The sequence below is a fragment of the Breznakiella homolactica genome (assembly GCF_016616095.2).
Classification (GTDB): Bacteria; Spirochaetota; Spirochaetia; order Treponematales; family Breznakiellaceae; genus Breznakiella; species Breznakiella homolactica.
Genome location: NZ_CP067089.2, coordinates 2,590,162 through 2,614,728, shown reverse-complemented (window position 1 = coordinate 2,614,728; position 24,567 = coordinate 2,590,162). Strand labels below are relative to the sequence as shown.

General features: G+C 45.6%; 21 protein-coding genes and 1 tRNA gene. 19 read left to right on the top strand and 3 right to left on the bottom strand.

The genetic code is table 11. The features are described from left to right. The first annotated feature begins 33 nt into the window (after positions 1–33). From JFL75_RS11820 to JFL75_RS11780, 9 genes are all read left to right on the top strand, one after another. Positions 34–339, top strand: a complete 306-nt coding sequence (locus JFL75_RS11820; RefSeq protein WP_215626890.1) for a hypothetical protein — start codon at positions 34–36, stop codon at positions 337–339. A gap of 9 nt (positions 340–348) precedes the next feature. After that, a complete protein-coding gene (locus JFL75_RS11815) occupies positions 349–696 on the top strand; it encodes a hypothetical protein (protein WP_215626889.1) in 348 nt (115 codons plus the stop codon). A 121-nt stretch (positions 697–817) separates the two neighbouring features. Further along, the gene (locus tag JFL75_RS11810) at positions 818–1,930 is read left to right on the top strand and encodes a hypothetical protein (RefSeq protein ID WP_215626888.1); all 1,113 of its coding nucleotides are present in this window, start codon (positions 818–820) and stop codon (positions 1,928–1,930) included. Between the two features lie 657 nt (positions 1,931–2,587). Further along, positions 2,588–2,779 carry a helix-turn-helix domain-containing protein gene (locus JFL75_RS11805; RefSeq protein WP_215626887.1) on the top strand — a complete coding sequence of 64 codons (192 nt, stop codon included), beginning with the start codon at positions 2,588–2,590 and terminating at the stop codon, positions 2,777–2,779. 285 nt (positions 2,780–3,064) lie between these two features. Further along, a complete protein-coding gene (locus tag JFL75_RS11800; protein WP_215626886.1) occupies positions 3,065–4,117 on the top strand; it encodes a phage/plasmid replication domain-containing protein in 1,053 nt (350 codons plus the stop codon). A gap of 503 nt (positions 4,118–4,620) precedes the next feature. Beyond that, positions 4,621–4,911 (top strand): helix-turn-helix domain-containing protein, encoded by a 291-nt coding sequence (locus tag JFL75_RS11795; protein ID WP_215626885.1) that lies wholly within the window; start codon positions 4,621–4,623, stop codon positions 4,909–4,911. Beyond that, a complete protein-coding gene (locus tag JFL75_RS11790; protein WP_215626884.1) occupies positions 4,898–5,812 on the top strand; it encodes a reverse transcriptase family protein in 915 nt (304 codons plus the stop codon). The genes JFL75_RS11795 and JFL75_RS11790 overlap by 14 nt, the downstream gene beginning before the upstream one ends. A gap of 227 nt (positions 5,813–6,039) precedes the next feature. Beyond that, positions 6,040–6,112 (top strand) — tRNA-Met (locus JFL75_RS11785). Between the two features lie 626 nt (positions 6,113–6,738). Beyond that, positions 6,739–8,088, top strand: coding sequence for a helix-turn-helix domain-containing protein (locus JFL75_RS11780; RefSeq protein WP_215626883.1), 1,350 nt, complete (start codon positions 6,739–6,741; stop codon positions 8,086–8,088). Between the two features lie 91 nt (positions 8,089–8,179). Here JFL75_RS11780 and JFL75_RS11775 read toward each other — a convergent pair whose 3' ends face one another. Then, complete coding sequence (locus tag JFL75_RS11775; protein WP_215626882.1) at positions 8,180–9,160, bottom strand: phosphoglycerate dehydrogenase; 981 nt, start codon at positions 9,158–9,160, stop codon at positions 8,180–8,182. Positions 9,161–9,534: 374 nt separating this feature from the next. Here JFL75_RS11775 and JFL75_RS11770 point away from each other — a divergent pair, with 374 nt between their 5' ends. The 9 genes from JFL75_RS11770 to JFL75_RS11730 all read left to right on the top strand — a co-directional run bounded on the left by JFL75_RS11770 (position 9,535) and on the right by JFL75_RS11730 (position 19,959). Further along, the gene (locus tag JFL75_RS11770) at positions 9,535–10,674 is read left to right on the top strand and encodes an amidohydrolase family protein (protein ID WP_215626881.1); all 1,140 of its coding nucleotides are present in this window, start codon (positions 9,535–9,537) and stop codon (positions 10,672–10,674) included. A 13-nt stretch (positions 10,675–10,687) separates the two neighbouring features. Next, on the top strand, positions 10,688–11,488 hold the full coding sequence (locus JFL75_RS11765) for an SDR family NAD(P)-dependent oxidoreductase (RefSeq protein ID WP_215626880.1): 801 nt from the start codon (positions 10,688–10,690) through the stop codon (positions 11,486–11,488). Between the two features lies 1 nt (position 11,489). Beyond that, entirely contained in the window at positions 11,490–12,503 is a 1,014-nt protein-coding gene (locus JFL75_RS11760; protein WP_215626879.1) for an NHL repeat-containing protein, read from the top strand. A gap of 18 nt (positions 12,504–12,521) precedes the next feature. After that, positions 12,522–13,508 (top strand): phosphoglycerate dehydrogenase, encoded by a 987-nt coding sequence (locus JFL75_RS11755; protein ID WP_215626878.1) that lies wholly within the window; start codon positions 12,522–12,524, stop codon positions 13,506–13,508. Between the two features lie 83 nt (positions 13,509–13,591). Beyond that, positions 13,592–14,290, top strand: coding sequence for a GntR family transcriptional regulator (locus tag JFL75_RS11750; protein ID WP_215626877.1), 699 nt, complete (start codon positions 13,592–13,594; stop codon positions 14,288–14,290). A gap of 58 nt (positions 14,291–14,348) precedes the next feature. Next, a complete protein-coding gene (locus JFL75_RS11745) occupies positions 14,349–14,849 on the top strand; it encodes a tripartite tricarboxylate transporter TctB family protein (protein ID WP_215626876.1) in 501 nt (166 codons plus the stop codon). A 27-nt stretch (positions 14,850–14,876) separates the two neighbouring features. Next, positions 14,877–15,902, top strand: coding sequence for a Bug family tripartite tricarboxylate transporter substrate binding protein (locus JFL75_RS11740; protein ID WP_215626875.1), 1,026 nt, complete (start codon positions 14,877–14,879; stop codon positions 15,900–15,902). Between the two features lie 121 nt (positions 15,903–16,023). Then, complete coding sequence (locus JFL75_RS11735) at positions 16,024–17,520, top strand: tripartite tricarboxylate transporter permease (protein WP_215626874.1); 1,497 nt, start codon at positions 16,024–16,026, stop codon at positions 17,518–17,520. Positions 17,521–17,730: 210 nt separating this feature from the next. Beyond that, complete coding sequence (locus JFL75_RS11730; RefSeq protein WP_215626873.1) at positions 17,731–19,959, top strand: alpha-amylase family glycosyl hydrolase; 2,229 nt, start codon at positions 17,731–17,733, stop codon at positions 19,957–19,959. 145 nt (positions 19,960–20,104) lie between these two features. Here JFL75_RS11730 and JFL75_RS11725 read toward each other — a convergent pair whose 3' ends face one another. Beyond that, on the bottom strand, positions 20,105–20,662 hold the full coding sequence (locus JFL75_RS11725) for a hypothetical protein (RefSeq protein ID WP_215626872.1): 558 nt from the start codon (positions 20,660–20,662) through the stop codon (positions 20,105–20,107). Between the two features lie 256 nt (positions 20,663–20,918). Here JFL75_RS11725 and JFL75_RS11720 point away from each other — a divergent pair, with 256 nt between their 5' ends. Further along, complete coding sequence (locus tag JFL75_RS11720) at positions 20,919–23,072, top strand: autotransporter adhesin family protein (protein ID WP_215626871.1); 2,154 nt, start codon at positions 20,919–20,921, stop codon at positions 23,070–23,072. A 34-nt stretch (positions 23,073–23,106) separates the two neighbouring features. Here the strand turns inward: JFL75_RS11720 and JFL75_RS11715 are convergent, their stop codons facing one another. Further along, positions 23,107–24,489 carry an MATE family efflux transporter gene (locus tag JFL75_RS11715; RefSeq protein WP_223292841.1) on the bottom strand — a complete coding sequence of 461 codons (1,383 nt, stop codon included), beginning with the start codon at positions 24,487–24,489 and terminating at the stop codon, positions 23,107–23,109. Between the last annotated feature and the right edge of the window lie 78 nt (positions 24,490–24,567).

Genomic DNA, 24,567 nt, shown 5'->3' with positions numbered 1-24,567 from the left:
CTCCAATAGAACATTTTATTGGAGGCTAATTTTATGTGGATATTTGTAGTTTTCGTTTTTATGTTATTCATCGTAGGTATTGTTTTGGGAATACGCTGGGCTGCCCGTTCTTGGAAAAAGTCAAATGAAAAGGGAAAACAAACTATAAAACAGGCCTCGGACATGATGTATGGTGAAGAAGTTGAGCTTACACCTTCAACTGTGGCTACCATGCAGATAATACGCCAGGTAGCGAAAACCAGACCAACCACAATTGAACAGCTTTTGGAATGGACTGAAACAGTACCGTACCCGGCTAAAAGCTATGTATTAAAACTCATTCACGTTTCAGTGAAGTAGGAGATTATTATGGATACTGGATTAACAATAGCGATTATTATTCTATTTGGATTTATTGGATTCTTCATCAGGTTTTTTCTTGTTGTAAAGATAACAAGAGACAGATTGAATAAAGCTTCTGAAATAAGGGTCAAGAAAATACGGGAAGCATTGTATGATTGGAAAATTGCTACTATACCGGATTTAGACCCAATACAGGAAGATGTTACTGGACTTACACCAATAAAGAATGCCTCGATATCAATTATTCAAAAGATATATGAATTTGATCCAACAACTCTGACTAGCATTAAAGAAGAAGCAGAGAATCAAAATAATCAGCACATATTAAGAATGATTAAATCAACCATTGGATAAGAAATAAGGAGAAATGTTATAGAATTATTACCTTTCTTCAAGGAAATAATTCATTTATATCAAGAAACCCGTATAAGCTTAAATTTGCACCATATAACCCTCATAGAAAGGAGAACATTTCATGAAAAAAATTATAGGAATATTGGCGTTCTGTTTTCTCATCTTAAATACCCTCTATTCAATTGACCAGACAAAATATAGTGATCAACCTTTTGCCTCTGTACCAGGGAACCCTGCTTTTCTTATTTTACGAGATATATCGGACAACTTTATTTACTCAGAGGGAGTATGGGGATATAGATTAAACCGTACATCATTTCTAAGACTTTCTACAACTTCAAACCAATCACTTTTATTAAGACAGGCAAAAGACAATAAAGACATGGTAATTTTACTATATCAAAGAAAAGGGCAATATATAAATTTTGATGATTATGGGCGTGATCAGCAGGGCCAATTAAAGTATTTACAGGATATTGAGAAATCATATAGTTTTTCTGTTGATGAAATAATTCTATACTCTGAGATATTAGCTGAAATGCCTAATAATGTAAAAGAAATAATTTTATCTGAGGAGCAAAAAACTAGAAATGAGGGTGGCTGGAAAATATATGATACATTTAGAAATGAAGGAATTACCGGAGCTAAAGCATACGCCCAACAGCGAGCTCAAAAAATAGAATTCATTGCTGCAATGGAGAAAGCCGCAGCAGACCAAGAAGCTCAAGATGCAGCATTAAAAAGAGCCGAGGAAGATAAAAAAGCTGAAGAAGAAGCTCTGACTCGCAGACAAGAAAGAGATGCCTTGAATGCAAGAAATAGAATATTAAGGACAGGAACAGTTCATAGTGGTTATAAACCATGTTTTGGTAGTCTCACTGAATATTATAATCTGCCAGATAATTTTGAAAAGTTGGCTGTATTTGGTTATATAAAAAAGTCTTCTCAAGAAATACTATATTTATCTGGTTCAAATTTAAGCGGCAGATGGGTATATGTATCAATATCTCAAGATTTATGGTTCGATATTGGACCATATTTGAATCAACAGAATCAAACTAACCCTTGCTTATTTTTCATAAGTAAAACAAGTAGCGGGTACAATGTGGATGATTATATCTTACTTGCTGATCTTTTGAATAAGGATGTCAAAGAAACTTATTTAAATGACATGAGTAGTAGTAATATTGGTTATTTTGCGGATGATTGGATTTTAAACAATTACGACAAGTGAGATTGGGCAACCTGGAATAGATGCATAGTATCTATATATTCTAATCAATGCCCCATAACGGGGCTTTTTTATTTAGCTCTTAAAACAACCTGTTTTTATATGACATTACTTAAACACTCTAAATCTAACAATCACTTAAGGGTTTACAAGGAACTAAAACCTAATGAATTCATAGAAGGGACTGAATACCTTCTGGCAGAATATAAATTTTATCAGCTTCTATGTGCTAATGATGAACCTTTTGAAGATGTTATTAAGAGGTATATTCAATATAAAAAGTCGAGCACAGACTTTTACAATCATACATCAACGCCCTAAAATGAGAATATCTATCAAGAAATTAATAATCTGATCAGACTTTTAGTACTGTTTCTTAAATCTTGTAAAATATTAGCTAAAAAAGTGAAAAAAGATGCTTTTTCTTAAAAACTCGACGAACAGAATTATCACATATTGCTACTAGAAATGTATAATAATACATTAAATATGCCCTAATCTAAGATTAAATTATGATAAAAATACAATAAGACATATATCAATGCATTTTTATGTATAAATCTTACAGAACTTGTTTTTTACAAATAAATCGGACCAACTAAATTTCTCCACCTATTTAAGTAACCAATCTAAGACGCTTAAAAAGCGGGAGGAGAAATTATGGATTACGAAAACATGCCGGATGAAATACTCACCCGGAAAGAAACCGCAGAATATTTGAGGATTTGCTTAACTACATTAGACAAGCAAAACATACCGCATGTAAAGCTTGGGAAACGGGTTATCTATAGAAAATCTGTAGTAAACCAATGGCTTGAAGAAAATCAAAGTAATTCGGCGGTCTCAAAATGAACCAGCAAAATTATATTATCAGGCCAAAACAAACCCAAATGTATTACTTTCACCTGGAACATGACAGAACTTATTTCAGGTTTAAGACCAATATTCAGCAAATTGGATATGCCTCTTGTTTAGCATCAAATCATACTGGAACAATCTTTTGTAGGGAGTGCCAGGTATCAGTCACTAAACACCTTGCGGAATTGAATAACATAGAGTTTTTAACGTTTTTCAGGAGGAACTATCTTGATAGGGGTAAAAATTGGGGGGTTCGTACACTGTTTAAGGAGACTACAAATGATTGACAATATTAATCTTGTGGTTCCACTTGAGGCCGGTAATGAATGGTATAAAAGAATTCCAAGCAGAAATTATAGTGAAAACTCTTATTCTGCTGAGTTAGGTAATTTAAAAATTAATCAAACGAATAGCCATATAAAGATACAAGGCAGCCTTGGTAAATATTTTCATGGTAACAATATTGTTAAATTTACCTGGCTTGATGTTAAGCAGGCTATAGAAAGACTTGGCATTATAACTGGCATAGACTTAACAAAAGCCAAATTGACAAGAGTTGAAATAGGATTCTGCGTCATTCTTGATCATAAGGTGAATAGCTATATTTCAACATTTGCATATCCCCGTAGGTACAAATCTCATAGAATGGGTACTATTTATGGAGAAGAAATGTTTAGGGTAATTGATCTTGAAACATCAGGCCAGGGTTCAAAGACCGGTCGTATTTGGTTTACCTGTTATAATAAAACCAATGAAATGAAAGCACACAATCATTCTATACCTGTTGATTTTCAAGGTAAGAATATTTTACGCCTAGAATACAGACTAATAGGCAGCGTAGGTATTCAACGTAAATTTAAAAGAAATTTAGTGCTGACGGACCTTTGCAATCCAGAGATTTATTTTAAATTACAAGATTTACTTTATCAGTTCTATAAATCTATTCCAAAGATGGGTAGGCGATTATTAATAGATTCACTAGAAACGCTGAAACCAGACAATTTTAAAAATGAACAATGTAAGCCTAAAGATTTTGAGAGTAGGCAAGAATCCCTTAAGCAGATTACGAAGGCAAAAGCATTAAAGTTATGGGCCTATTATCAACGGCAAAGGCATTTTGATGAATATGCTTCTTTTGTTCAAACCCTCTATGATAATAATATCATCAATAAAGAGACATTCGGAGATATCAATAATGTAACCTGGAAAGAAGATTTGAATTATACACCCGTTGAACCTATTGAAATCATTGCGGAGCTAGATCGTAAAGTTGAAGAAGCTCTTGAAAATGATAGAAAATATTTGCGAATAAAATTCGCAAATAGCGAATAATATTGTTGACAAGGTATAGTAGTCATGATAGTATATTTTTGAGACCGCAAGTGGCCTTACGCATACTTTTATAGTAAATGTGGGATAAAACCCGAGACTGCCTGTATAGGTAGTCAATTCTTGCCCGGGGGAAGCGCCCGACGGCCATCACCGTCACGGCAGCCATCGTCGGCAATGTGGCGTTGCGTAATCAACGCCACACAAAGGTTATAGGTTAGCGAAAAGAGATCGTTCCACAACCTCTTTAGCGTAAACCCTTTCTAGTGTGTAAAAGCACTAAATCTTCAAAGGGGTAAAGAGGTCGCTTATGAAGAAAAGACTTCATAGCAGAAAGGTCTCAAAACGAGATCCTGTCATCGTAAAGTTTTATAAGTGGTGCTGGAAGAACAGAAAAGAGATAATTAAGTTTATCCTTTTTATCTTCCAGATTATTGCATTGTTTCCCAAGGATAAAACTTTAAAATGACTAGCGCCTGTGAACTTTTTAATAGGATAAATCATATATGAACGATGCATTAAGATTGTTGCGTGTCTTTAACGATATGAAATCATATGAATTAGCTGAGAAGTTAGAAATTTCAACTAGCTATTTATCTGAAATTGAAAAAGGCAAGAAAAAAATTTCCATAGAATTACTTGATAAATATGCTAGTGTTTTTGGGACAACCTCATCTGCTTTATTTGCATTCGTTAAAGAATACGATAAAAAGGATGGTAAAATTCGAAATATTTTTAGAAATAAAATTATAGATGTATTACAAAATGTTGAGAAATATGCAAATGAGGAAAGTTAATAAAATATATGACATTACTTTTAGCCCTCTATATGGAATTAAGAATAAAAGAAAATTACGTGAGCTATTAGACATAGGTACTAATGAAGAATTAATCCATCTACCACTTACTAACTCTTATAGAATATTTTCTATTAATGGGAGGGAAATTCAAGAACCTATAGGATTACTTCGAAAAATTCATGATAGATTATTTCGATATCTATCAAGAATCGATACCCCTACTTACCTATATTCAGGAAAAAGAGGTTTGTCTTACGTAGATAATGCTAAGAGACACATTAATTCTTCATATTTCTTGAAAATGGATATTAAAGGATTTTATAAGAACGCTAATAGAGAATACGTTTTTCGGTTTTATCGTTATCGTTTAAATCAGAGTGATGATATTGCACATATTCTGGCAAATATTTCTTGTTATGGAAAGATAATACCTACAGGAAGTCCTATAAGTCAATTGATAGCTTATTGGTCTTATAAACAAATGTTTGATGAAATTGCTATCTTAAATAAAGATAAAATATTTACATTATATGTTGACGATTTAACTATTTCATCTGTAGAATTATCTTTGGCTAAAAATTTGCATCTTCAAGTTCAAGCAATCGTAAAGAAATATAGGTTAGATCTTAAAAGGAAAAAGATAAGATATTATAATAAGCGAGAGAATAAACATATTACTGGTTGTGTTATCACGTCTGATCACAAATTCAGAGTACCTAATAAACACAGAAAAAAGTTAATTTCGATTATGAGAAAATATCCGTCTTTGAATACTATTCCAGAAGGAGAGCTAATGAAGTTAACTGGATTAATAAGTAGTTCGCAACAAATTGAGCCAGATATTTTCATTAATACTAAAAAACGATTAAGTCAAATTATTAAGAAGCAATTAGCTTAGCTCTATCATAGATAAAAGCCATTCAATAAATTAACTATTAAAATCATTTTTATGTAATCAATTTTTGATTTACTATACTTTTTATTGAAAAAGTAAACAGAAAACGTACATAGAAACACAGTTTGGGCTTTTCTAAGAACCATTGTAGGCCTCTAAATCAGCAATTTTTTTACCTTTTCTTGCTTAGAAATACTGGCTATAGTTGATTTAAGCACATCGCAACACGACGCAGGGTAGAGCAGTTGGCAGCTCGTCGGGCTCATAACCCGGAGGTCACAGGTTCGAGTCCTGTCCCTGCTAGGAATTCAAAACGTCCCGAAACGGGACGTTTTTTTTGTGCCTGTAAAGCAGGACTCGAAACGAAGTTCCGGCGCGACTGGAAGGGAGCGCAAACCGGCATGGATGCCGGTTTAGGAACGGAGGCGGGCTGTAGGGAGCTGACAGGAAGTCAGCGACCGGAAGCCGAGTCCTGTCCCTGCTAGGAATGCAAAACGTCCCAAAACGGGACGTTTTTTTATTTTCGGAGGATAGCAATGTTTGTTTCGTTATTCTCCAAACCTTTGTTATACAGAATTATGGCAGGACTGCCAAACAACGATGTCCTTAATCATCGCATATAGCGAAAAGTACCGCAAAAAATGGCGTAAATCCCATTTTCAACGGCGCTGTAAAGGTTATGGACATGAAAAAACGCCTTCCTTTTACCGTCTTAAAACGAAACGATCGAAGATTCTGCACAGTCAGATTTAAAAGCGAACAAACGGGGAAATATCTCCCGGAAACCAACACTAAAAAAGAAACCGAGAAAGAGGCTATAGATATAGCCTTCGAGTCGTTTTATAGAAGCTTTCATTTTTTACCCATTCGGGTGATGCGGGATAAAGATAGTCTTCTTAAGATAAATACAGATTGAGAGGAGAATCGATATGTTGAATGGGGTGAATACGGTGACATACCGCCGGGAAACAGATTCTTTTTATAGAAATGCGTTAATGATTGTCGATATGTACCGGAAATCAACCGGGGTTGGTTGCTGCGTTTTGGGACCGGACGGTCATATTGTGGGAGATGACAAGAAGGGGTTACAGAAGGTTTTTTGCAACCATTGCAGGCATTATTATGCGGATAATCAAAAGCTCCTGGAGCAGGATGAGTATCCCTGTGTAAAATTACATCAGTATGCCATTGAAGAAGCCCAGAATTTTGGCGGTGTATATATATACCGATGTAATCGTGGTTTTATGTATTGGATATGCCGCTTGGTTTACCGGGGCCGCTTTATGGGAGCCTTCTCAAGCGGTCATGTATTGTCAGTTTCCAGAATTGCAGCAATAGAATCGGTTCAGCGTATGAGCAGCGGTACCATTTCCTTTGAAAAAGCAGAGGAAATGCTCCAAGACATTCCTGATGTCAGCACTGACCGAATCCAGGCTCTGGCCAAAATGCTCTTAATAAATAGTAAAATCCTTATAAAAGAAAATGATGGGTATGAAGCCCTTAAACGGAGTACGGAACATCAATTTAAAACAGACCGTTTTGCGGATATCCCGGAGAGTGAGCATCCTTCCAAACAAGATCTGCCGGCATATCCTTGGGAAAAGGAAAAAAATCTCATTGCGGCGCTGCGCCGGGGCGATACTTCCATGGGAAAACACATTCTCAATGAACTGCTTGATGATTTATTTTTCACCAACACCAATAATTTTAAGGCCATACAGTTCCGGGTAATTGAATTATTGGTGATTCTTTCCCGGTCTTCTATTCAGTCCGGAATCGGCAGGAAAGTTCTGATGGAGGAAAATAATTATTTCCTTCGGTGGGCTCAGGAAGTAAAAACCACCGATGCCTTACGGGAACTGCTTAACATTGCGGTGGATCACATTTCGAACCGGCTGTTTTCTTTCCAGGGGATACGGCACGCAACGGCACTCCGCAAGGCGGATCGGTATATCAATGAGCATCTCAGCAAAAAAATAACTCTGCGGGAAGTTGCTGCCGCATCAGGTTTGTCAGCTCCCTATTTCAGTGCTGTTTTTAAAAACGAAATGGGGGAAACCCTTACAACCTATCTGAATAGACTCAGGGTGGATAAGGCTGCCAGCATGCTGATTGAGACCGATGCCTCGATAAGCCAAATATCCGCAGATTGTGGCTTTGAGGACCAAAGCTGGTTTTCCAAGATATTTAAACAATACACCAAAACCAGCCCTGGGAAATACCGGGAAAACGGCGGAGCCTTTCCGGTCAACACCGATGTTTACTGTATATCACGATAAGTTTTCCGCTATGTTTTTTTAAACCTGAGGCTGTTCTGCGGGCGGCTTTTTATTTTCGGAAAAACTTTGCTGCTGATATGCCCATATAAGGTCATTCTTTATTACGGCGTAATGGTGTGATTTGGCCGGGCGGAGTTTCTCCGTTGATAATCTTAAGAACGTTGTCCACCGCCATCTCAACAATACTGGTAAGCCCTTCATACGTACCGCCCGCAATATGCGGGGTCAGCAGAATATTATCCAAAGCGGCAAAGCGGCTTTTCTCCCGCAAAGGTTCATTGCAGAAAACATCCAGAGCCGCTCCTTCAATCTGTTTTTTTTGCAGCGCCCGGAAAAGCGCATCCTCGTCAACGATTCCTCCGCGGGCAGTGTTGATGAGAACCGCGGTTTTTTTCATCATGGCTAATTCTTTTTCCCCGATTAAATTACGGGTTGAAGGCAGCAGAGGAAGATGCAGGCTGATATAGTCGCTGGTCCGCAGAAGTTCTTCCAGCGGAAGATACGTAATCTGATTAGACCGGGCATAATCCGGATCTTCCTTGGGATCATAGGCGGTGATTTTCATTCCGAAACCCTGGGCCCACCGGGCAAGCTGTCTGCCGATCAGCCCGAATCCAACCACGCCTAAGGTTTTCCCGCTTACCGACCTGCCGATCACCGGACTCCAGTTCCCTTCCCGCATCTGCGTATCGTTCTGATAAAGACGGCGGGAAAGGGCCAGCAGCGCGGTGAAGGCATACTCCGCAACATATTGAGCCCCTGCGCCCGGAGTCACTGTAACCGCGATACCCCGGTTTCTGGCGGCTTCAATATCCACTGTTTCATGTCCAACACCGATCCGTGAGATAATCCGTATCTCCGGCAGCGCGTCCATCGCTTTGGAGGTCCAGGCATCGCCGCCGCATATATGGGCACAGCAGCCCTGCGCCGCCCGGATGAGCTCTTCCTCTGTCATGCGCGCGGTTCCCGGGCTCACGGTTACGCGGCAGCCCGCTGCTTCCAGTTTTTTCGTAAATTCATCCAAGCGCAGAATATCATCCCGTTTCCATGGCAAAGAGATCAGAACTTTCATTTTTTCTCCTTCTCCTTAACCTGACAAAACATCAGGTATCTATAGTCCGGTTCCAGTCTTTGGCTGACCGGTTTGGAATTTACCGAAAATGGTCCTTCCACGCTGGCCACTGCGGGCGGATTTTTTCCACTGATTTAATGGTATTGCAGGCTGTCTGTAAAGATGGCGGAAATACAGCTTCAATTTTGTGGCCAGATAAAATGCTGACATAAAACAGAAATTGTTGACAATTCATAAAGACATGGTATAATCAATCCAGTTTGTTTGCAATAGTTATTTTATATAATTTGTAATTTATAGAAAATTTGTCCGATAACTCCACTTATTGGATGGATTAATTGAAATTGCACTAATAAGGAGAAATAGGAAAACGTATGTATTCTTTTTTGATCAAAAACGGCCGTGTGCTTGATCCATCTTCGGGTGTGGATACGGTGATGGACCTCGCGGTTGAGGACGGCGTTATTGTTATGCCGGAATCTTCCAGCGCCGCTGAGGATGTTCAGATAATCGACGCCGCGGGATGCCTGGTGGTTCCCGGATTGATTGACGCCCACGCCCATGTTAACTACGGCTCCAGTGATAATTCCTTTCAGGCAGAGACCGGCTGCTTTCCGAGCGGTGTCACCACCGTGCTGGACGGCGGGACCTGCGGTGTATCCGGTTTTCAGAATTTCTATAATTCTGTCATCGCGGGCAGCCAGGTTACGATCAAATCATTCCTGAACGTCGGCTCCGTGGGCCAGACTTCACATCTTAATCCGGAGGAACTGGATCCCGCCCGTTTTGAGACTGAGAAGATCCTTCGTTATTGTGAAAAATACCGGGACAACATCGTTGGCATCAAACTCCGCCTTGGGGCGCCCATGCTGAAAAACCACGGTACCGGCGCGCTGACCGCTTCAGTGCAGCTTGCCCGGCAGGCGGGCCTGCCGCTGGTGGTTCACATGATCGACTGCCCGCTCCCGGTGGATGAGGTCTTGCCGCAGCTTGCGCCCGGGGATGTGTACTGTCACGTCTTCCATAATACAGGGGATGGCGTGATTCTCGACAAGAACGGAAACGTTCTGCCGGAGGTATTCGAGGCACAGCGCCGGGGTGTTTTGTTCGATGTGGCCCACGGGCGGGGCGGCGCTTCTATCAAGATGGCCAGGGCCGCCTTGGATCAGGGTTTTAAGCCGGATCTGATCACTTCGGACCTGAGCCGTTTTTCCCTGTACCGCATGCCCGCTCATTCGCTCGGTTATATTCTCAGCGAATACCTTCACCTGGGTTTCTCTGTGGAAGAGCTTATCCGGCTGAGTACGGAAACCCCCGCGAAGGCGTTCCTCGGCAACAAAGCCGGATTTATCCGGCCCGGTGCGCCGGCTGATCTGGCTATTCTGCGGGTTCTGGAAAAACCGGTCCGCTTTACCGACTATTTAGGCGAAGTTTTGGAAGGCAGCCGGCTCATCCGCTGCGAGATGACTCTTAAAAGCGGGGAACCTGTTTTCCGCCAAACTGATTTTTTCTAAAGCGGAGAAAGAAATGAACGAATCATATATCCGGAAATATTTCTCTCTGGACGGCCGGAAGGCTGTTGTTACGGGTGCCAGCTCGGGAATCGGCCAGGCAGCGGCAGTAGCGTTAGCTAACTTTGGCGCCGAGGTCGCGCTCATCGGCCGCAGCGCCGAAGGGCTCGACGCCACCGCCGAGGAAATTGCCAAAATAAACGGCAGAAGCTCATCCCATATCGTGGATGTTTCCAAAAAAGAACAGGTGGATGCTTTCTTTGAAAAGTACCGCAAAGAACAGGGAAGGCTGGATATCTATATTTCCAACGCCGGCCGCCAGATCCGGAAAGACGCCCTGAACATTACGGAAGAAGAATTTGACGCGTTAATGACGACTAATTTTAAAGGAGCCTGGTTCGGGCTTCGGCATGCCGGAAACATCATGAAGGGCCAGCGCAGCGGCAGTATTGTGATTGTTACTTCGGTCAATGGCCTTTTCCCGCTGTCGGATCAGGCGATCTATTCTACCACGAAGGCATCGCTGCAGTCGCTGATGCAGAGTCTGGCAGCGACCCTGGCGCCTTATGGGGTACGTGTCAACAGTTTCGCCCCCGGATGCATACTCACCGGCATTAACAAGGATATTTTTTCAAAACAGGAAATTTTCGATGACAAGGTGAAGAAACTGCCCGTCGGCCGTCTGGGAGTTCCCGCGGATGCCGGAAATATCATTGCCACCATGGTCACCGACGCTTACTCATTTATGACCGGTTCCACGGTTATAGCTGACGGAGGGGAACTCCTCCGTCCTAGTACATATTTAGGGGATAATTGATATGAAGCGGATACAAGGGAACGACAGAACAAAATCAGCTGAACAGTTTTACCGGAATAACGGTTTCAGCTATCAGCTGGAGCCGGACTTTGCCAAGGTGCCTGCCCATTTAGCGGCAGCCGGTTTTCCCACCGGCTGCTGTGACGAGACAGGTACTATTTACGCCGTCTGCAGGGACATCGATCACCCTGTTGTTGTACTCGACAGCGATGGAAATTACCTCCGCGATTTTGGCAAAGGGCTTTTCAAAACCATTCACGACATCAAAATAACACCGGCGGGAACTCTTTTGTGTGTTGATGACGGGCTGCACGGAGCACGGGAACTAAGTATGACCGGAGAGCTGATCCGGGATATCGGAAATCTCGGCAAGCCCAGCGATACCGGTTACGATCCGAATATTTGGCAGAAGCTGCGGGCAGCAGGCCGGCTGGTAACGTATGATCAATATTCCAATCCTAATCTTGAATTTCTGGAAAAGGTCCGAACCATAAAACGAACCGCGCCGCCTTTCAACAAACCTACCGGCGTGGCTTTCAACTCCAAAGGAGAAATGTACTTCAGCGACGGATACGGAAACGCAGCCGTGCATAAATTCAGCAAGGACGGCCAGCTGCTCAAGACCTGGGGAGAACCGGGTGAAGGTCCCGGGAAATTTCTTGTGGTGCACAGCATCTGGATAGATGTCCTTGACCGGGTCTGGGTCGCCGACCGGGAAGGCAGCGCTGTTCATGTTTTCTCCGGGGACGGAGAACTTCTGGGGTATGCTGCCGAATGCTTTTACCAGCCTTCGAGTCTTTGGGGCGACAGCCAGTATATCTACGCCGGAGAACGGGGAGGTGGTTTAACCATATTCGACATGGATCTGAACATTGCTGCCCAGCTGGGCTTTCCCTTTTCTTCTCTGCGGTTTCATGGATTGTGCGGCAATGGGCAGGGTGTCCTGTATGGGTTCACCCTCCATTCTTTCCCGGGTTACCCAATCTTAAGGCTCACCAGCCGCAATAACGCTTAACAAATAGAAGGTACCATTGTGAAACGAAAAGTTTTGATAACCCAGCCGTGGCCGGCCTCCTATGTCACCGAGTTTGACAGGATGATTGAAAGCCTTGAAGCCAAGGGCTTCACGGTGATGCTTCATCCCAAAGAGATCGACATGCCTGAAGAAGAGGTCCTTCAGTTTCCGGACGACCTGTATGCGGTGGTCTGCGGTTCCGACCGCTGGACTGCCCGGGCAATGGACCGGATTCCTTCCCTGAAGGTAATTTCCCGCATCGGCGTCGGTTACGATTCGGTGGACGTAAAAGCCGCCACGGAACGGAAAATCGCGGTTTTAACCACCCCCGGCGCTCACTCCCATATTGTCGCGGAAGCGGCGCTTGCCATGATGCTTGCCGTCGGCCGCCAGATGATACAGGGGGATTACAAGGTGCGCCATGGATGGGAGAAAGTTATCGGTCCCAGTGTATACGGTAAAACCCTTGGCATTATCGGCCTCGGGGATATCGGGAAATGGCTGGTACGGCTGGTACAGGGTTTCCGGATGCGGGTGGTCGCGTATGATCCGTTTCCGGACATGGATTTTGCCGGGGAGCACGGGATTACCTTCCTTCCTCTGGACGATCTGCTGCGGGAAAGTGATTTCATCAGTATCCACACAGCCTTAACTGATGAGACCCGGGGGATGATCGGAGAGCGGGCCTTTGGTTTGATGAAGCCTTTGTCGGTTCTGATCAACTGTGCCCGGGGCGGCCTTATAGATGAGGCGGCGCTGTACCATGCGCTGAAGGAACGAAAAATCTTCGGCGCCGGTTTGGATGTTTTCGACAAAGAACCGCTGCCGCCCACGAGCCCCCTTCTGGAACTGGACAATCTGCTGCTGGCTCCCCACAACGCCGGTACTTCCTACGAAGGAAAAAACGCGGTGGTAGGCGCGGCAATACAAAACCTCATCCGTTTTGCGGACGGAGAACATCCCAAGGGATTCCGTAATCCCGAAATTCTTGAAAAGAAGATCTGAGCTGATACCGTCGGTATTAGCTCAGATTGTTACGGTTATATTCTGTTGACATTATAAAAAAAATGTTGACAATTTTCAAAGGTATGGTAATATTAATTATGTCCATTTTTGATAATATGTTTATGCATTCACCCACCTCATTGGATACTTTGCACAGTTTGCGAAGGGATTTACTCACCGGAAAGTATGAAATTGGGCAGCATTTAAAAACGGAAGTCCTTGCTCAGGAATATCAGGTCAGCCGGGGATCCATAACCCGCGCCTTGCACAAGCTCGAAATGGAAGGTCTTGTGGAAAGCGAACCTAACGGCAGAGTATCGGTAATCGGAATATCCGTTCAGGATATTATCGATATGTACGATATGCGGCTCTGGCTTGAAAAAAGGGCCATGCAGATACTCCTGGAAAAAGACCATGTGGATTACAGTCCGCTGGTCCAGATCATGAATTTATTAAATAAAGAAAATAATAAAGGCGGCACTGCCGATCCTGTCAAAATGGCGGAGCTGGGATTTAATGTCCACATTGCCATGTTTCAAATGTGCGGCAACAAAGCAATCTTCATGGCCTGGAAATCGGCGTCTACATTAATGCAGGAAATTATCAATATAAACGGATCCCATGTTCCCGCGGATGAAACCTACCGAAAACATAAATTACTTTCCGATTGCATTATTCAAAAATGGCCTAATTCAGTTGAGGTTATTGAAGAACATCTTATGGGCGGTTCAAGGGATATTTATCTCGAAGCGCTTGAAAACATAAAGCATAAGGGAGACTGACTGTTCAGGCAGTGTGTTAGCCGCATCGCGGTGAAATACCTTTTAAAGAGAGGTTCAGATGGAAAACGAAGTTCGGATGAAAAGCAAGGATGTATTTTTCGGCATAGGTATCATTGTATTTGTCGGAATATTCTATAGCCAGACCGTGAACCTGCCTCCGAAAGCCGCGGAGTTTCCACGGGTGCTGCTTGCTTTAATGCTTATAGCGGCGGTAGGAATTATCGTCAGATCGCTTTGGCGGCAGAAAAAAGGCAAAGCGGAAGAAAGAGAAGAGAAGTCCATCAGCTTTAAGGAGTTTGTGCTGATCGCCTTAATACCCTCGGGCATTTTGTTTGCTATCTGCGCTTTGATGACAGTCATAGGCTTCTATTTAGGCTGTTTCCTTCTTTTTATTGTCATCTACATTTTACAGGATGTAATCATAAAGGGGAAATTTTCCCTTAAACGAAAAGATGTGATTACGCTCCTGATAAGCACAACGGCAATTTGCGTAGTTTTCTATGTCTGTTTTTCCGTTTTGCTTCGGTTACCAGTACCAATCGGCCCTTGGGGGTTTTAAATTTCTTTTTTAAGGAAGGTGTTTTTCATGAAAAGGACATCAGCAACAAGCGTGATCATGTTCTCTTTGGTTCTGCTGCTGTGCGCGGGGACTTTCGCCTTTGCCGGCGGTCAGCAGTCATCCTCAACAGAGAATTGGCCAGCACGGCCGATTACTCTGATAATCCCCTATTCCCCGGGTGGGATGGCTGATCTTATCGGCCGGATGTGGGCAGATGCCCTTAACCGGGAGCTGGGAGCTAACTTTGTCGTGGTGAACCAACCCGGGTCCAGCGGTGAAATGGGCACCCTGAACATTGTAAAAGCCAAACCGGACGGCTATACCCTTGGTATCATGAACTGCCCGGATATGTTTCTTTCGGAATTGTCTAATCCTGACTTTGCCAAGGAATTCAGCACCCCTACGAGTGTGCGCTACATCGCGGCGCTTCCCAATACCATAAACGCGTATTTTATGAAGAAGAATAATAAATACGGCATAACATCCTGGGATCAATTCCTCGCATACGCCAAAGCCAATCCGGGTAAACTTACCTCCACGGCCCCCGGCGGACTTATGCACCGTGTTTTTGCGGTTTCTGTTATGAAGCATTACGATATCAAATTCAGTCCCATCAGTTACCCCGGCGGCGGCGACGCCCAGGCGGCTTTCCTGGGAGACCATGTGGATATTCTGAGTACCACCGCAGGCGCTCTTTCAAGTATGGAAGCTCTTGGCGCTTTCCCCATCCTGTGGGGCGACCCGGTTCCCCCTCCAAGCTATCCCAACATTGAATTGGCGAATGCCTCGGGTCTTATTCTTGATTTCCTTGGTGTAAGAACTACCTTAGTCGCGCCCGCGGATGTGCCCCAGGAAATTCTGGATAAACTCACCGACGCTTGTAAAAAAATCGCCCAGGATCCCGCGTATGGTTTCCGTAAAAGAATCGAAGATCTTAATTATTTATACGAACCGGTTTTCGGTGACGATTTAACCGCATTGTTTACCGGGTATTATAATAAAGCTAAAAATCTTGTTGAGACCTACGGAGATGAAATTCGTCCGAATTACTGATAAAAAGCGCGGAACGTGTGTTCGTCACACTTTCCGCGGAGCCAATTTCAAAACCAACTTCAGACCGAAGATCTGTCTTTTGAAATTGGTTCGAGTAATCGATATATGGAGGTAACCTAATATGAATTGGGATATTTTTTTGCAGTTATTAAATCCCGAAGTAATTGGTTTTTCATTGTTTGGGACTATTTTAGGTATCATTTTCTCCGCTATTCCGGGACTCAATGCTGCAATTGGGATATCCCTGCTTCTCCCGGTTACCTATGTTCTTTCACCGGCAGCGGGCGTTCTGATGCTTGGCGGCATCTATATGGGCGGGGAGTACGGAGGGTCTATTACGGCGATTCTCCTTAATGTCCCCGGCGCGGTAGAAAACACCGCAACCGCCTGGGACGGACACCCGCTGGCTTTGCAGGGCCGCTCCAGAGAGGCTCTCTATCTCTCGATTTTTGCCAGTACCTTCGGCGGCATTGTCGGCGTACTGTGCCTGGTATTCTTTACACCGCCCCTCGCGAGTATATCCCTTAAGTTTGGCGCGTCGGAAATGCTGCTTGTTTCGCTGGTGGGCTTAAGCATTGTCGGCAGCCTGGCGGGTAAAAATATTTGGAAGGCCCTTTTTGCCACCGCCCTCGGACTCTTTATTGCCACCATCGGTACCGACAGCATTTCGGGCGTCCGGCGCATGACCTTTGGAATCTGGCCTTTGAGCGCGGGCATAAACCTGATAAGCATGGTTATGGGGTTTTACTGTTTCGGTGAAATGTTTAAAAACATCGGACAGAAAAAAGCGGCTACCTTCGAGTTTAAGGACATCCCCATAAAAAGGTTAACCGTACTGCGGGAGATGTTTGCGAAATGGCGGGTCCTGATTAAATCAACGGTCATCGGGATTTTTCTCGGGATACTGCCCGGCATCGGCGGCGGAACAAGTAATTTTGTTGCGTATGGTGAAGCCAAGCGTTCTTCCAAGGATCCCGACAGTTTCGGCAAAGGCAATATCGAAGGCGTTATCGCCGCGGAAGCTTCCAACAACGCCGTTGTCGGCGGAGCGTGTATACCGCTCCTGACCCTTGGCATCCCGGGCTCGCTCAACGCGGCGCTCGTCGGCGCGGGATTGATGATGCACGGTATTATACCGGGCCCGGATCTCTTTATAACACGTCCCGATGTGGCGTACGTTTTTATGTATGGCATGATTTTTGTGACCATAGCTATGGGTTTAATCGGAACTTTCGGCATACGGTTTTTCAATCAAATACTTAAAGTCAAAATGCAGTACCTTATTCCCCTTGTCCTGTGTTTTTCCATCTTTGGTTCATTCAGCATAAACAACAGTATGTTCGATGTGTTTGTGGCTCTCATCTTCGGGATTCTGGGAATTGTGCTGCGCACTTTTGATATACCCCTTTCACCCCTTATGATAGGCGCCGTGCTGTCAAATCTTATTGAGTTGAATTACCGGCGGTCAGTGGCGCTCGCAGGTTCCCAGGGAGTTTCTCTGCCTATGTTTATACTGGGACGGCCGATCTGCCTTATTGTCTTGGGGATTTTTGTACTGTTTGTGGCCGTAATGGTTTATTCAAACATTAAGAAAAAGAAAGCAGCGCAGGCAATCTAAGTCAGTTCAAAAAAGGTATTGATCGAGCCAAGTTCAAAACGCGGACCTTCAGTCTGAGGCTGGGTTTGAACTTGGCTCGGCAGAAAACGTGATAAACACGCTTTCCATACTGCATCTAGGGAGGTGATTTCAAAATTTCATTTTCTGAAATCACCTCGATTGTACGGCCGCTCACGCGGCATGCGCTATCCTTAAATCCATGGAGTATACATGTCAGTTACAATAAAAGACGGAAAAATACTTTTTTCTGCGGGAAAATTTAACCTTGAGTTCAGCGAAAAAAACGGCGCATGGACGGGTTTCAGCGCCGAAGGTAAAACAATCCTCAGGGGCAGCTCCGGCCTTGCCCCCATTACACTCACCCTCAACGGAGTGATGACCCAGACGTTTGGCCGCGAGCAGGTGTGGAGTGTTCGCGACTGTACTGAGGTCGGAGCGGATTTTCTTCTGAATAATTATAAGGAAGAAAAGGATACCCTTATCCTCACGTACGGCAATAAAGAATGGACCATTACCGAGACTTTCGCGTATAACGCTTCAAAAGTCCGCGTAGAGCGGACCTTCCGTATTGCTCACCATGGCGAAAAAGAAGAACTGATGCGCTGGACCGCGACCAGGATGCCCGTAATCGCCGACGAAGACGACTGGCTTATGGAGATGCCGGGGTTTGCCAGCTTCCTGCACGAAAAGGTAAATTACGGTTACTGCGGTTCGATGAAGCGTGTCTTTGAGGATACCCATCCCGCCCCTGACTGGAATGCCGGCGTCATCGGACTGGCGCAGAAGGGATTCCACATGATTTCCCAATTATACGCCGGAGACACCATGCCGATATACTGGAGGATCTGGCGCGGCATGACAGGAACCTGGTTTGAACAGAAATGGCTGAGCGGATGCCGCATTGCCCCGGCTGACGAGATCACCCTTGAGACTCAGTATCTCTATGCCGGCAAAGGCGAGTTTCTTGAGGGCCTCAATAATGTCAGCGCCTTCCTGGATGAAGCTGGCCTTGTACTCAAAGACAGAACCCCCGACTGGGGAAAGGAAGTCTTCATCTGCGAAGCCCATGTGGGTGTAAAGAAATACCGCGACGAATCGCGCTGGCATAAAGCGTATCCGACCGAGAAGGATATGTATGACGATCTGGAATACCTCAAGGAATTCGGGTATACGGTCCTTGAACTTATGCCGAAATTCCCGTGGCCCGGATACGTCGTGTATGATTATTACAACATACTGCAATGCTACGGCGATCCCGTCTGGATTAAAAAGATCATTGACAAATGCCATGAGCTCGGTATGCGGGTTTTCTTTGATATTGTACTCCACGGCGTTATGGACAGGGAAAGCATTAAATACATGGGTGAGCTCCGCGCCGCCGACGCGAACCGCGCGCCCGACGATCCCATCTGGGACCGCCACCCCATGCTCGAAGAACATCCCGACTGGTTCATGCGGCAGGAGAACGGTGAGTTCGCCCATACATACACCCATGCCTTTGATCTCCGCAAAAAGGAAGTCCGGAAATATCTGGAAGACGTGTTTGCGTACTATGTCCGCGAATGGGATGTCGACGGATTCCGTGTTGACGCGCCGAGCTGGAGTTCCTTTCCCAACTACGATAAGGGGCTTCCCTACCACGGCTATGAAAGCTTCCTGGGAGCCTATGGACTGCTTGTAAATGCCCGCCGCGTATGCCGTGAGATTAAGCCGGACTGTGTATTCTTTACGGAACCGACCGGGCCGCTCCCGGGAAGCTCCTGTGAGCTTGCGTATATTTACGATGAAATCTGGGTATATGATAACATCTACAGGCCTGATCCGAAATTCGGCGTTACGAGTTTGTCCTTCTTTAATCACCCGGACATGCGGTACCTCAATGCCGGCGAAATAGCGGACTGGTTCGCCATGCGTCAGAAGGTCCTGCCTTCAACGTTAATCAAGGTGCATTTCTGCGACGCCCATGACACCCATGAGCTGTGTTCCCGCAAAGGTATCTACCGCCGAGAGCTGTTCGGTATTGAGCAGGCGCGCAACCTGTTTGCCTATTGCTGCCTTGCGCCCGGCGGCGGCATTCTCAATTTTTCGGAAGCCGAAAAGGGCAGTGAGGTTATCTACCGGACACTCATCGCGACCCGCAAAAAAGTGCCGGCGCTGTTACGGGGCTCCTGTGATTATCTGGCTATCAAGGCTGACGCGGATATGGTCTTTACGATGCTGCGCGATTATGAAGGGCAAGTTGTAATTCCGGTGCTCAATTTCAGCGGAGAAGATTTAAAAGAAGTGAAGATAGATGTTTCCGCCCTTGGACTCGAAAAGGGTAAAGAGTACGTTTTCTACGATCACTTCTCTTCCAAACGAAAAACCGTTAAAGGCGGGGAATCACTTGATGTCAGTCTTGCCGGATGGGGCTATCAGGCTTGGGAGCTTTTGAAGTAACGTAACATCTTTCTGAGTATGATATAAGCCTGCTCCTAATTAGGGGCAGGCGTTTTTCTTCTGGGTACAGATGGATACCTGTGAAGCAGGACCTGAAAACCAGAAGGGGCGGTTTTTTTATTTGCGGAGAACCGCGGTATTAACGTTATTCTTCTTTCTTAAAGACCACACCGGTAGGCACCTTTGCCAGCGGTTCTCCATCAAACATTTCGTTATAATCCTTAACGCCTTTTATTTTATTTCCGTTATATTCCACTTCAACTTGATATATCTTTATATACATATCCATTTGGCCGCTGTCAACCTTAACACCCGTCAATGAGCTGCCGGTAAAAGTGGCTGACCCTTCGACTATGGGATCAATATAATAGGCCTTCCCCGGTTCAAAAGTGTAGGTGAATTCAACATCATCGGCGGTATAAACTATTGACGATGTGAACGACTCAACCTTTACATCACCCACTAATGTTGTCTTTCCAGCGGGAATTTTCAAAAAATAAGTATATTTCTTCTCTGCCGCTATTCCGTTAATCGATCTGACATAGAAGTTCCTTGGAGCGGATGTCATCCCTCCAACGAAACATAGGGTTGTGATCTCTTCATCGGGCAGGTCCGGATCAAATACGGCCACGGAGAATGACCCGCAGCTCATCAGCAGCGAGAGAAACAAAACAACACCAAGAACGTAATAACCCCTTTTCAATGTATCCTCCTAGAATTTCTTTGAACTGTAAATTGATACATCCAATATATACCGGCAGATACCGGAAATCAATTTGCTGGATTTTTTGGAATGGGTTGTTACGCCGGAGGGATATTTTCCGGAAAGCTATTCTTTCTAAAAAGTCTAAACCAAATATAAAACTAAAAAAATAGTTTTTCTTAACCCCGTTATTGCGGTATAATTACTCCGTTGTACAATGTCCCGATGTATGCATCCGCGAGAAGGAATATCCGCTGTGCGAGAAAAGGCAGTGTTTTTCAGATTGAGGCCGCAGCTTCCCAACAATAAAACCCGTAAAATCCGCGTTTTCCTGCGGATTGCCGCCGCCGGGATCCTTATTCCCGCGGCGCTGCTCCTGTCTGCCTGTGATGTGTTTAATCTTTCCGTTCCGGAATATATTGATGAATACGTGAACAGCGCTGCGGCGGAACAATTGCTGACTATTTATCCGCCGCCGGTTCATATAAAAAGCGACGGAACACAGGTAATACGGCCGGGGAGTGAGGCTACTGTTTTAACCCTGCGCCTCCGGAATCCGCGGCTGTACGATATCGATCCGCTTCTGGATGATCTCGGCGGAAGCGCCCATCAGGCCTGGACAGGCACCCAGTTCGCGGAGCCGAATCTGGTAAAAGTGGTATTGGGGCAGGCCGCTGATTTCCCCATTATCGGGGATGAATACTACTTCCTCCTCCGGCTGAAGGAAATTGCCACCGGCCGGGATTTCGCCGAGACCTACGAGCTTCCAAGAATATGCTATAACGATTTTCCTTCAGGAATGGAAAACGTGCAAATTCAATATCCCAACGTGCGGAAGACCGTAAAATTTTCCTGGAATCAGGATCTTGAAGGCACCGTCCAGGACGCGGGTTTCCTGAAAATAACCTGCGCCGTCAACGGAGGCGCCGAAAAAACATGGGAGTTTACCCGGGACGGTTCCTATGACTGGACCCCCGCGGCGGCTGATCCTCTGATCCGGATGTCCCCGAGTACCATGGTGTCCGCTTCTCCCCATACGCGGCTGTACGATGCGGAAATTGACAATCCCGACAGCAGCATCACGTCGTTCTCCTGCGAATTTGTTTTTACAAATAAAGACGAGCTTGAAAGCGTTACGGAACTCAGCGGAAACCACGCGGTAATGATGGTAAAAAGCGCCGCTCCTTCGGATGAAATTTATTACGAGAACCTGGGCAGCGCGTTGTCAGCTCTTTCCGCCGGGGATACCGCGGAAATAACCATTCTTAAGGATATTCAGACTGCGGCTGGATATACTATAGATAATTCCAAAACCGTCACCATACTCGCAGACCCCAACGGGTCAAAAACCGTGGAAATTACGGGCCGGGGCAGCCTGTTTACGGTCCAGTCCGGGGCAAAACTTATCCTCGGCGAAGCGGGAGCTGCCGCGGGATTAACCCTCAAGGGCAATAAGAACAACAATATGTCCGTGGTCGTTGTCAACAGCCTGGGTAAGATTGAACTGAACGATAAGGTCCGGATTACCGGCAACAACATTTCATTTTATGCAGGGGGCCTCCGTATCACTAACGGCACTGCTGTGTTAAACGGCACCGCTGAAATATCCGGGAACTCTACGACCGGCGGCGGCGGGGGGGTAACTATAGAGGGCGGAACCTTTACCATGAACGGAAATTCAAGAATTTCCGGCAATTCCGCGAGCGGGAACAGCGGCGGCGGGCTATGGATTTCCGGCACCGCCAGTACCCCGGTCACGATGACCATGAACGATTCCAGTGTAATTTCAGGAAACTATACGAATTCTTTCGGCGGCGGGGCGTACATTATCGGAGTTGCTGCGTTTATCATGAATGGCGGCACCATCGGCGGTACCGCTGAAACCGATGCGAATACGGCACGCCTTGACGGCGGCGGGTTATGCTTCGATAGCAGCCGTACGGACGGTAAATCCTTCACCATGTCCGGGAACTCAATTATTTCCGGAAATACCGCACTCGGCGGCGGCGGCGGCGTGCATGTGGGGGCTAATACGACATTTACCATGTCCGGCGGATCCGTGGGGAAAACCCTGGCCGGCGGCGGCAGGGGGAATACCGCCGCGAATAACGGCGGCGGGGTCTCGATTTCCGGCGGGACGGTGAATATGTCCGGGACCGCCAATATCTCCGGCAATCACGCCTCCCAATACGGCGGCGGCGCATATCTGGGGAATCCTTCTGTTGGTGGGACCACATTTAATGGAAACCTTACCATGTCCGGCACTTCCGCGATCGGCCTGAATTCCGGCAATAACGGTGAAGGCAATACCGCTCTGGACGGCGGCGGAGTTTATAGAATATCCGGTTCAGTGTTTAACCAGGGAACCGGCACTGTATCGGGCAATAATCCTAACGAGACAAACCCCTGACCGGCAGGCCCTGCCGGGCGAGGCTGATCCCGATTCAGGCAAGAGAACGCTCCGCGGTTTTATCCGCCGGATTTCCGGAGCTGATGCTTTTCCGGTATCTATTGTACTCATAAAATTCATACAGAATCATGGCAATCCACCCGATGCCCGCAGCGACGGGGACCGCGTTTAGCGCAAAACGGTGTACCAGGATTGCCGAAAGAACGACCCGGATGGGTATCTGGAGCAGTGTCGCGATAAGGGTGACCTTCATATTGCCGATTCCCCGGAAGAAGCCCTGAAAGGAATTGCACAATGCCGTCAGGGGATAGAGCACTGCCATCATCCTCAGATACGAAGTACCGAGGAGGATGACTGCGGAATCGCTGGAATCCAGAAAAAGTCCCATCATCCGCGGCGCGGTAAGAAGAAGCAGAAGCGCGAGTATTCCGCAGAAACCCAATCCGATACCGATGGTGTACCCCAGGCCGGCCTTGATTCTTTTGGTATTTCCGGCGCCCGTATTCTGTGCGGCGAATGTTGACAACGCGGCTGCCAGACTGTCCCCGGGCATGAGAAAAAAATTGTCTATTTTTGTCCCAGCGTTATAAGCCGCCATCGCGTCAATGCCTAAGCTGTTAACCGTACCCTGCACCAGGAGTACCCCGGAGTACAGCACACACTGTTGGACGGCGTATACTCCGCTGAACCGTATGGTTTGCCGGAGCAGCCTCGGGTCGACTGTAAAATCCTGTCCGGCCAGCCTGAGAGCCGGAACCTTACGCCGGATATGGATAACGCACAGGATTGCCGCCGCCGCCTGGGATATAACTGTTGCCCAGGCGGCCCCGGAAGTTCCCATGCCGAAAGAGCGGATAAATATGAGATCAAGAATAATATTCAATCCGGATGATAGTATCAGAAATATCACAGGCGCGTTGGCGTCACCCAGCGCCCGCATCGCCGATGACAGCATATTATAGATAAACGTAAAAATGAGCCCGCCTATTATAATCCGTAAATACTGTACCGCCTGCGGCAGAATTTCATCCGGGGTTTTTATGGTTCTCTGTACCCAGTCCGCCGATGAAAAAGAAAGTATTATTATAAAAACCGTAAAGAGCATTCCCGCTGTACAGGCAGTCCCCATTTCTTTTTTTACCAGAGCAATTCTGCGCGCGCCGTAATACTGCGCGATTATCACGGAAGCACCCATGGAAATACCAAATATGAGAAAGAAAAGAATGTTCATCACAGCACCGGCGCTGCCCACTGCGGCAAGCGCTTCCTTGCCAAGGTATCTGCCGACTATAACGGTATCCGCCGCGTTGTACAGCTGCTGAAACACATTGCTTAACAGCAGCGGAACGGTGAACCTCATCATGTGTCCGGGAATACTACCTTCCGTCATGTCACGCATGGTATGATTCTTCTTTATGGTTATTAAAAACCAAAAATAATATTATATGGTTTACAGGAACCAATATAATGTGGTACTGTAAAAATAATCAATAGG

Coding starts and splice junctions, on each gene's coding strand:
- JFL75_RS11820 (WP_215626890.1), top strand. CDS start 34: ATGTGGATATTTGTAGTTTTCGTTTTTATGTTATTCATCGTAGGTATT.
- JFL75_RS11815 (WP_215626889.1), top strand. CDS start 349: ATGGATACTGGATTAACAATAGCGATTATTATTCTATTTGGATTTATT.
- JFL75_RS11810 (WP_215626888.1), top strand. CDS start 818: ATGAAAAAAATTATAGGAATATTGGCGTTCTGTTTTCTCATCTTAAAT.
- JFL75_RS11805 (WP_215626887.1), top strand. CDS start 2,588: ATGGATTACGAAAACATGCCGGATGAAATACTCACCCGGAAAGAAACC.
- JFL75_RS11800 (WP_215626886.1), top strand. CDS start 3,065: ATGATTGACAATATTAATCTTGTGGTTCCACTTGAGGCCGGTAATGAA.
- JFL75_RS11795 (WP_215626885.1), top strand. CDS start 4,621: ATGAACGATGCATTAAGATTGTTGCGTGTCTTTAACGATATGAAATCA.
- JFL75_RS11790 (WP_215626884.1), top strand. CDS start 4,898: ATGAGGAAAGTTAATAAAATATATGACATTACTTTTAGCCCTCTATAT.
- JFL75_RS11780 (WP_215626883.1), top strand. CDS start 6,739: ATGTTGAATGGGGTGAATACGGTGACATACCGCCGGGAAACAGATTCT.
- JFL75_RS11775 (WP_215626882.1), bottom strand. CDS start 9,160: ATGAAAGTTCTGATCTCTTTGCCATGGAAACGGGATGATATTCTGCGC.
- JFL75_RS11770 (WP_215626881.1), top strand. CDS start 9,535: ATGTATTCTTTTTTGATCAAAAACGGCCGTGTGCTTGATCCATCTTCG.
- JFL75_RS11765 (WP_215626880.1), top strand. CDS start 10,688: ATGAACGAATCATATATCCGGAAATATTTCTCTCTGGACGGCCGGAAG.
- JFL75_RS11760 (WP_215626879.1), top strand. CDS start 11,490: ATGAAGCGGATACAAGGGAACGACAGAACAAAATCAGCTGAACAGTTT.
- JFL75_RS11750 (WP_215626877.1), top strand. CDS start 13,592: ATGGTAATATTAATTATGTCCATTTTTGATAATATGTTTATGCATTCA.
- JFL75_RS11745 (WP_215626876.1), top strand. CDS start 14,349: ATGGAAAACGAAGTTCGGATGAAAAGCAAGGATGTATTTTTCGGCATA.
- JFL75_RS11740 (WP_215626875.1), top strand. CDS start 14,877: ATGAAAAGGACATCAGCAACAAGCGTGATCATGTTCTCTTTGGTTCTG.
- JFL75_RS11735 (WP_215626874.1), top strand. CDS start 16,024: ATGAATTGGGATATTTTTTTGCAGTTATTAAATCCCGAAGTAATTGGT.
- JFL75_RS11730 (WP_215626873.1), top strand. CDS start 17,731: ATGTCAGTTACAATAAAAGACGGAAAAATACTTTTTTCTGCGGGAAAA.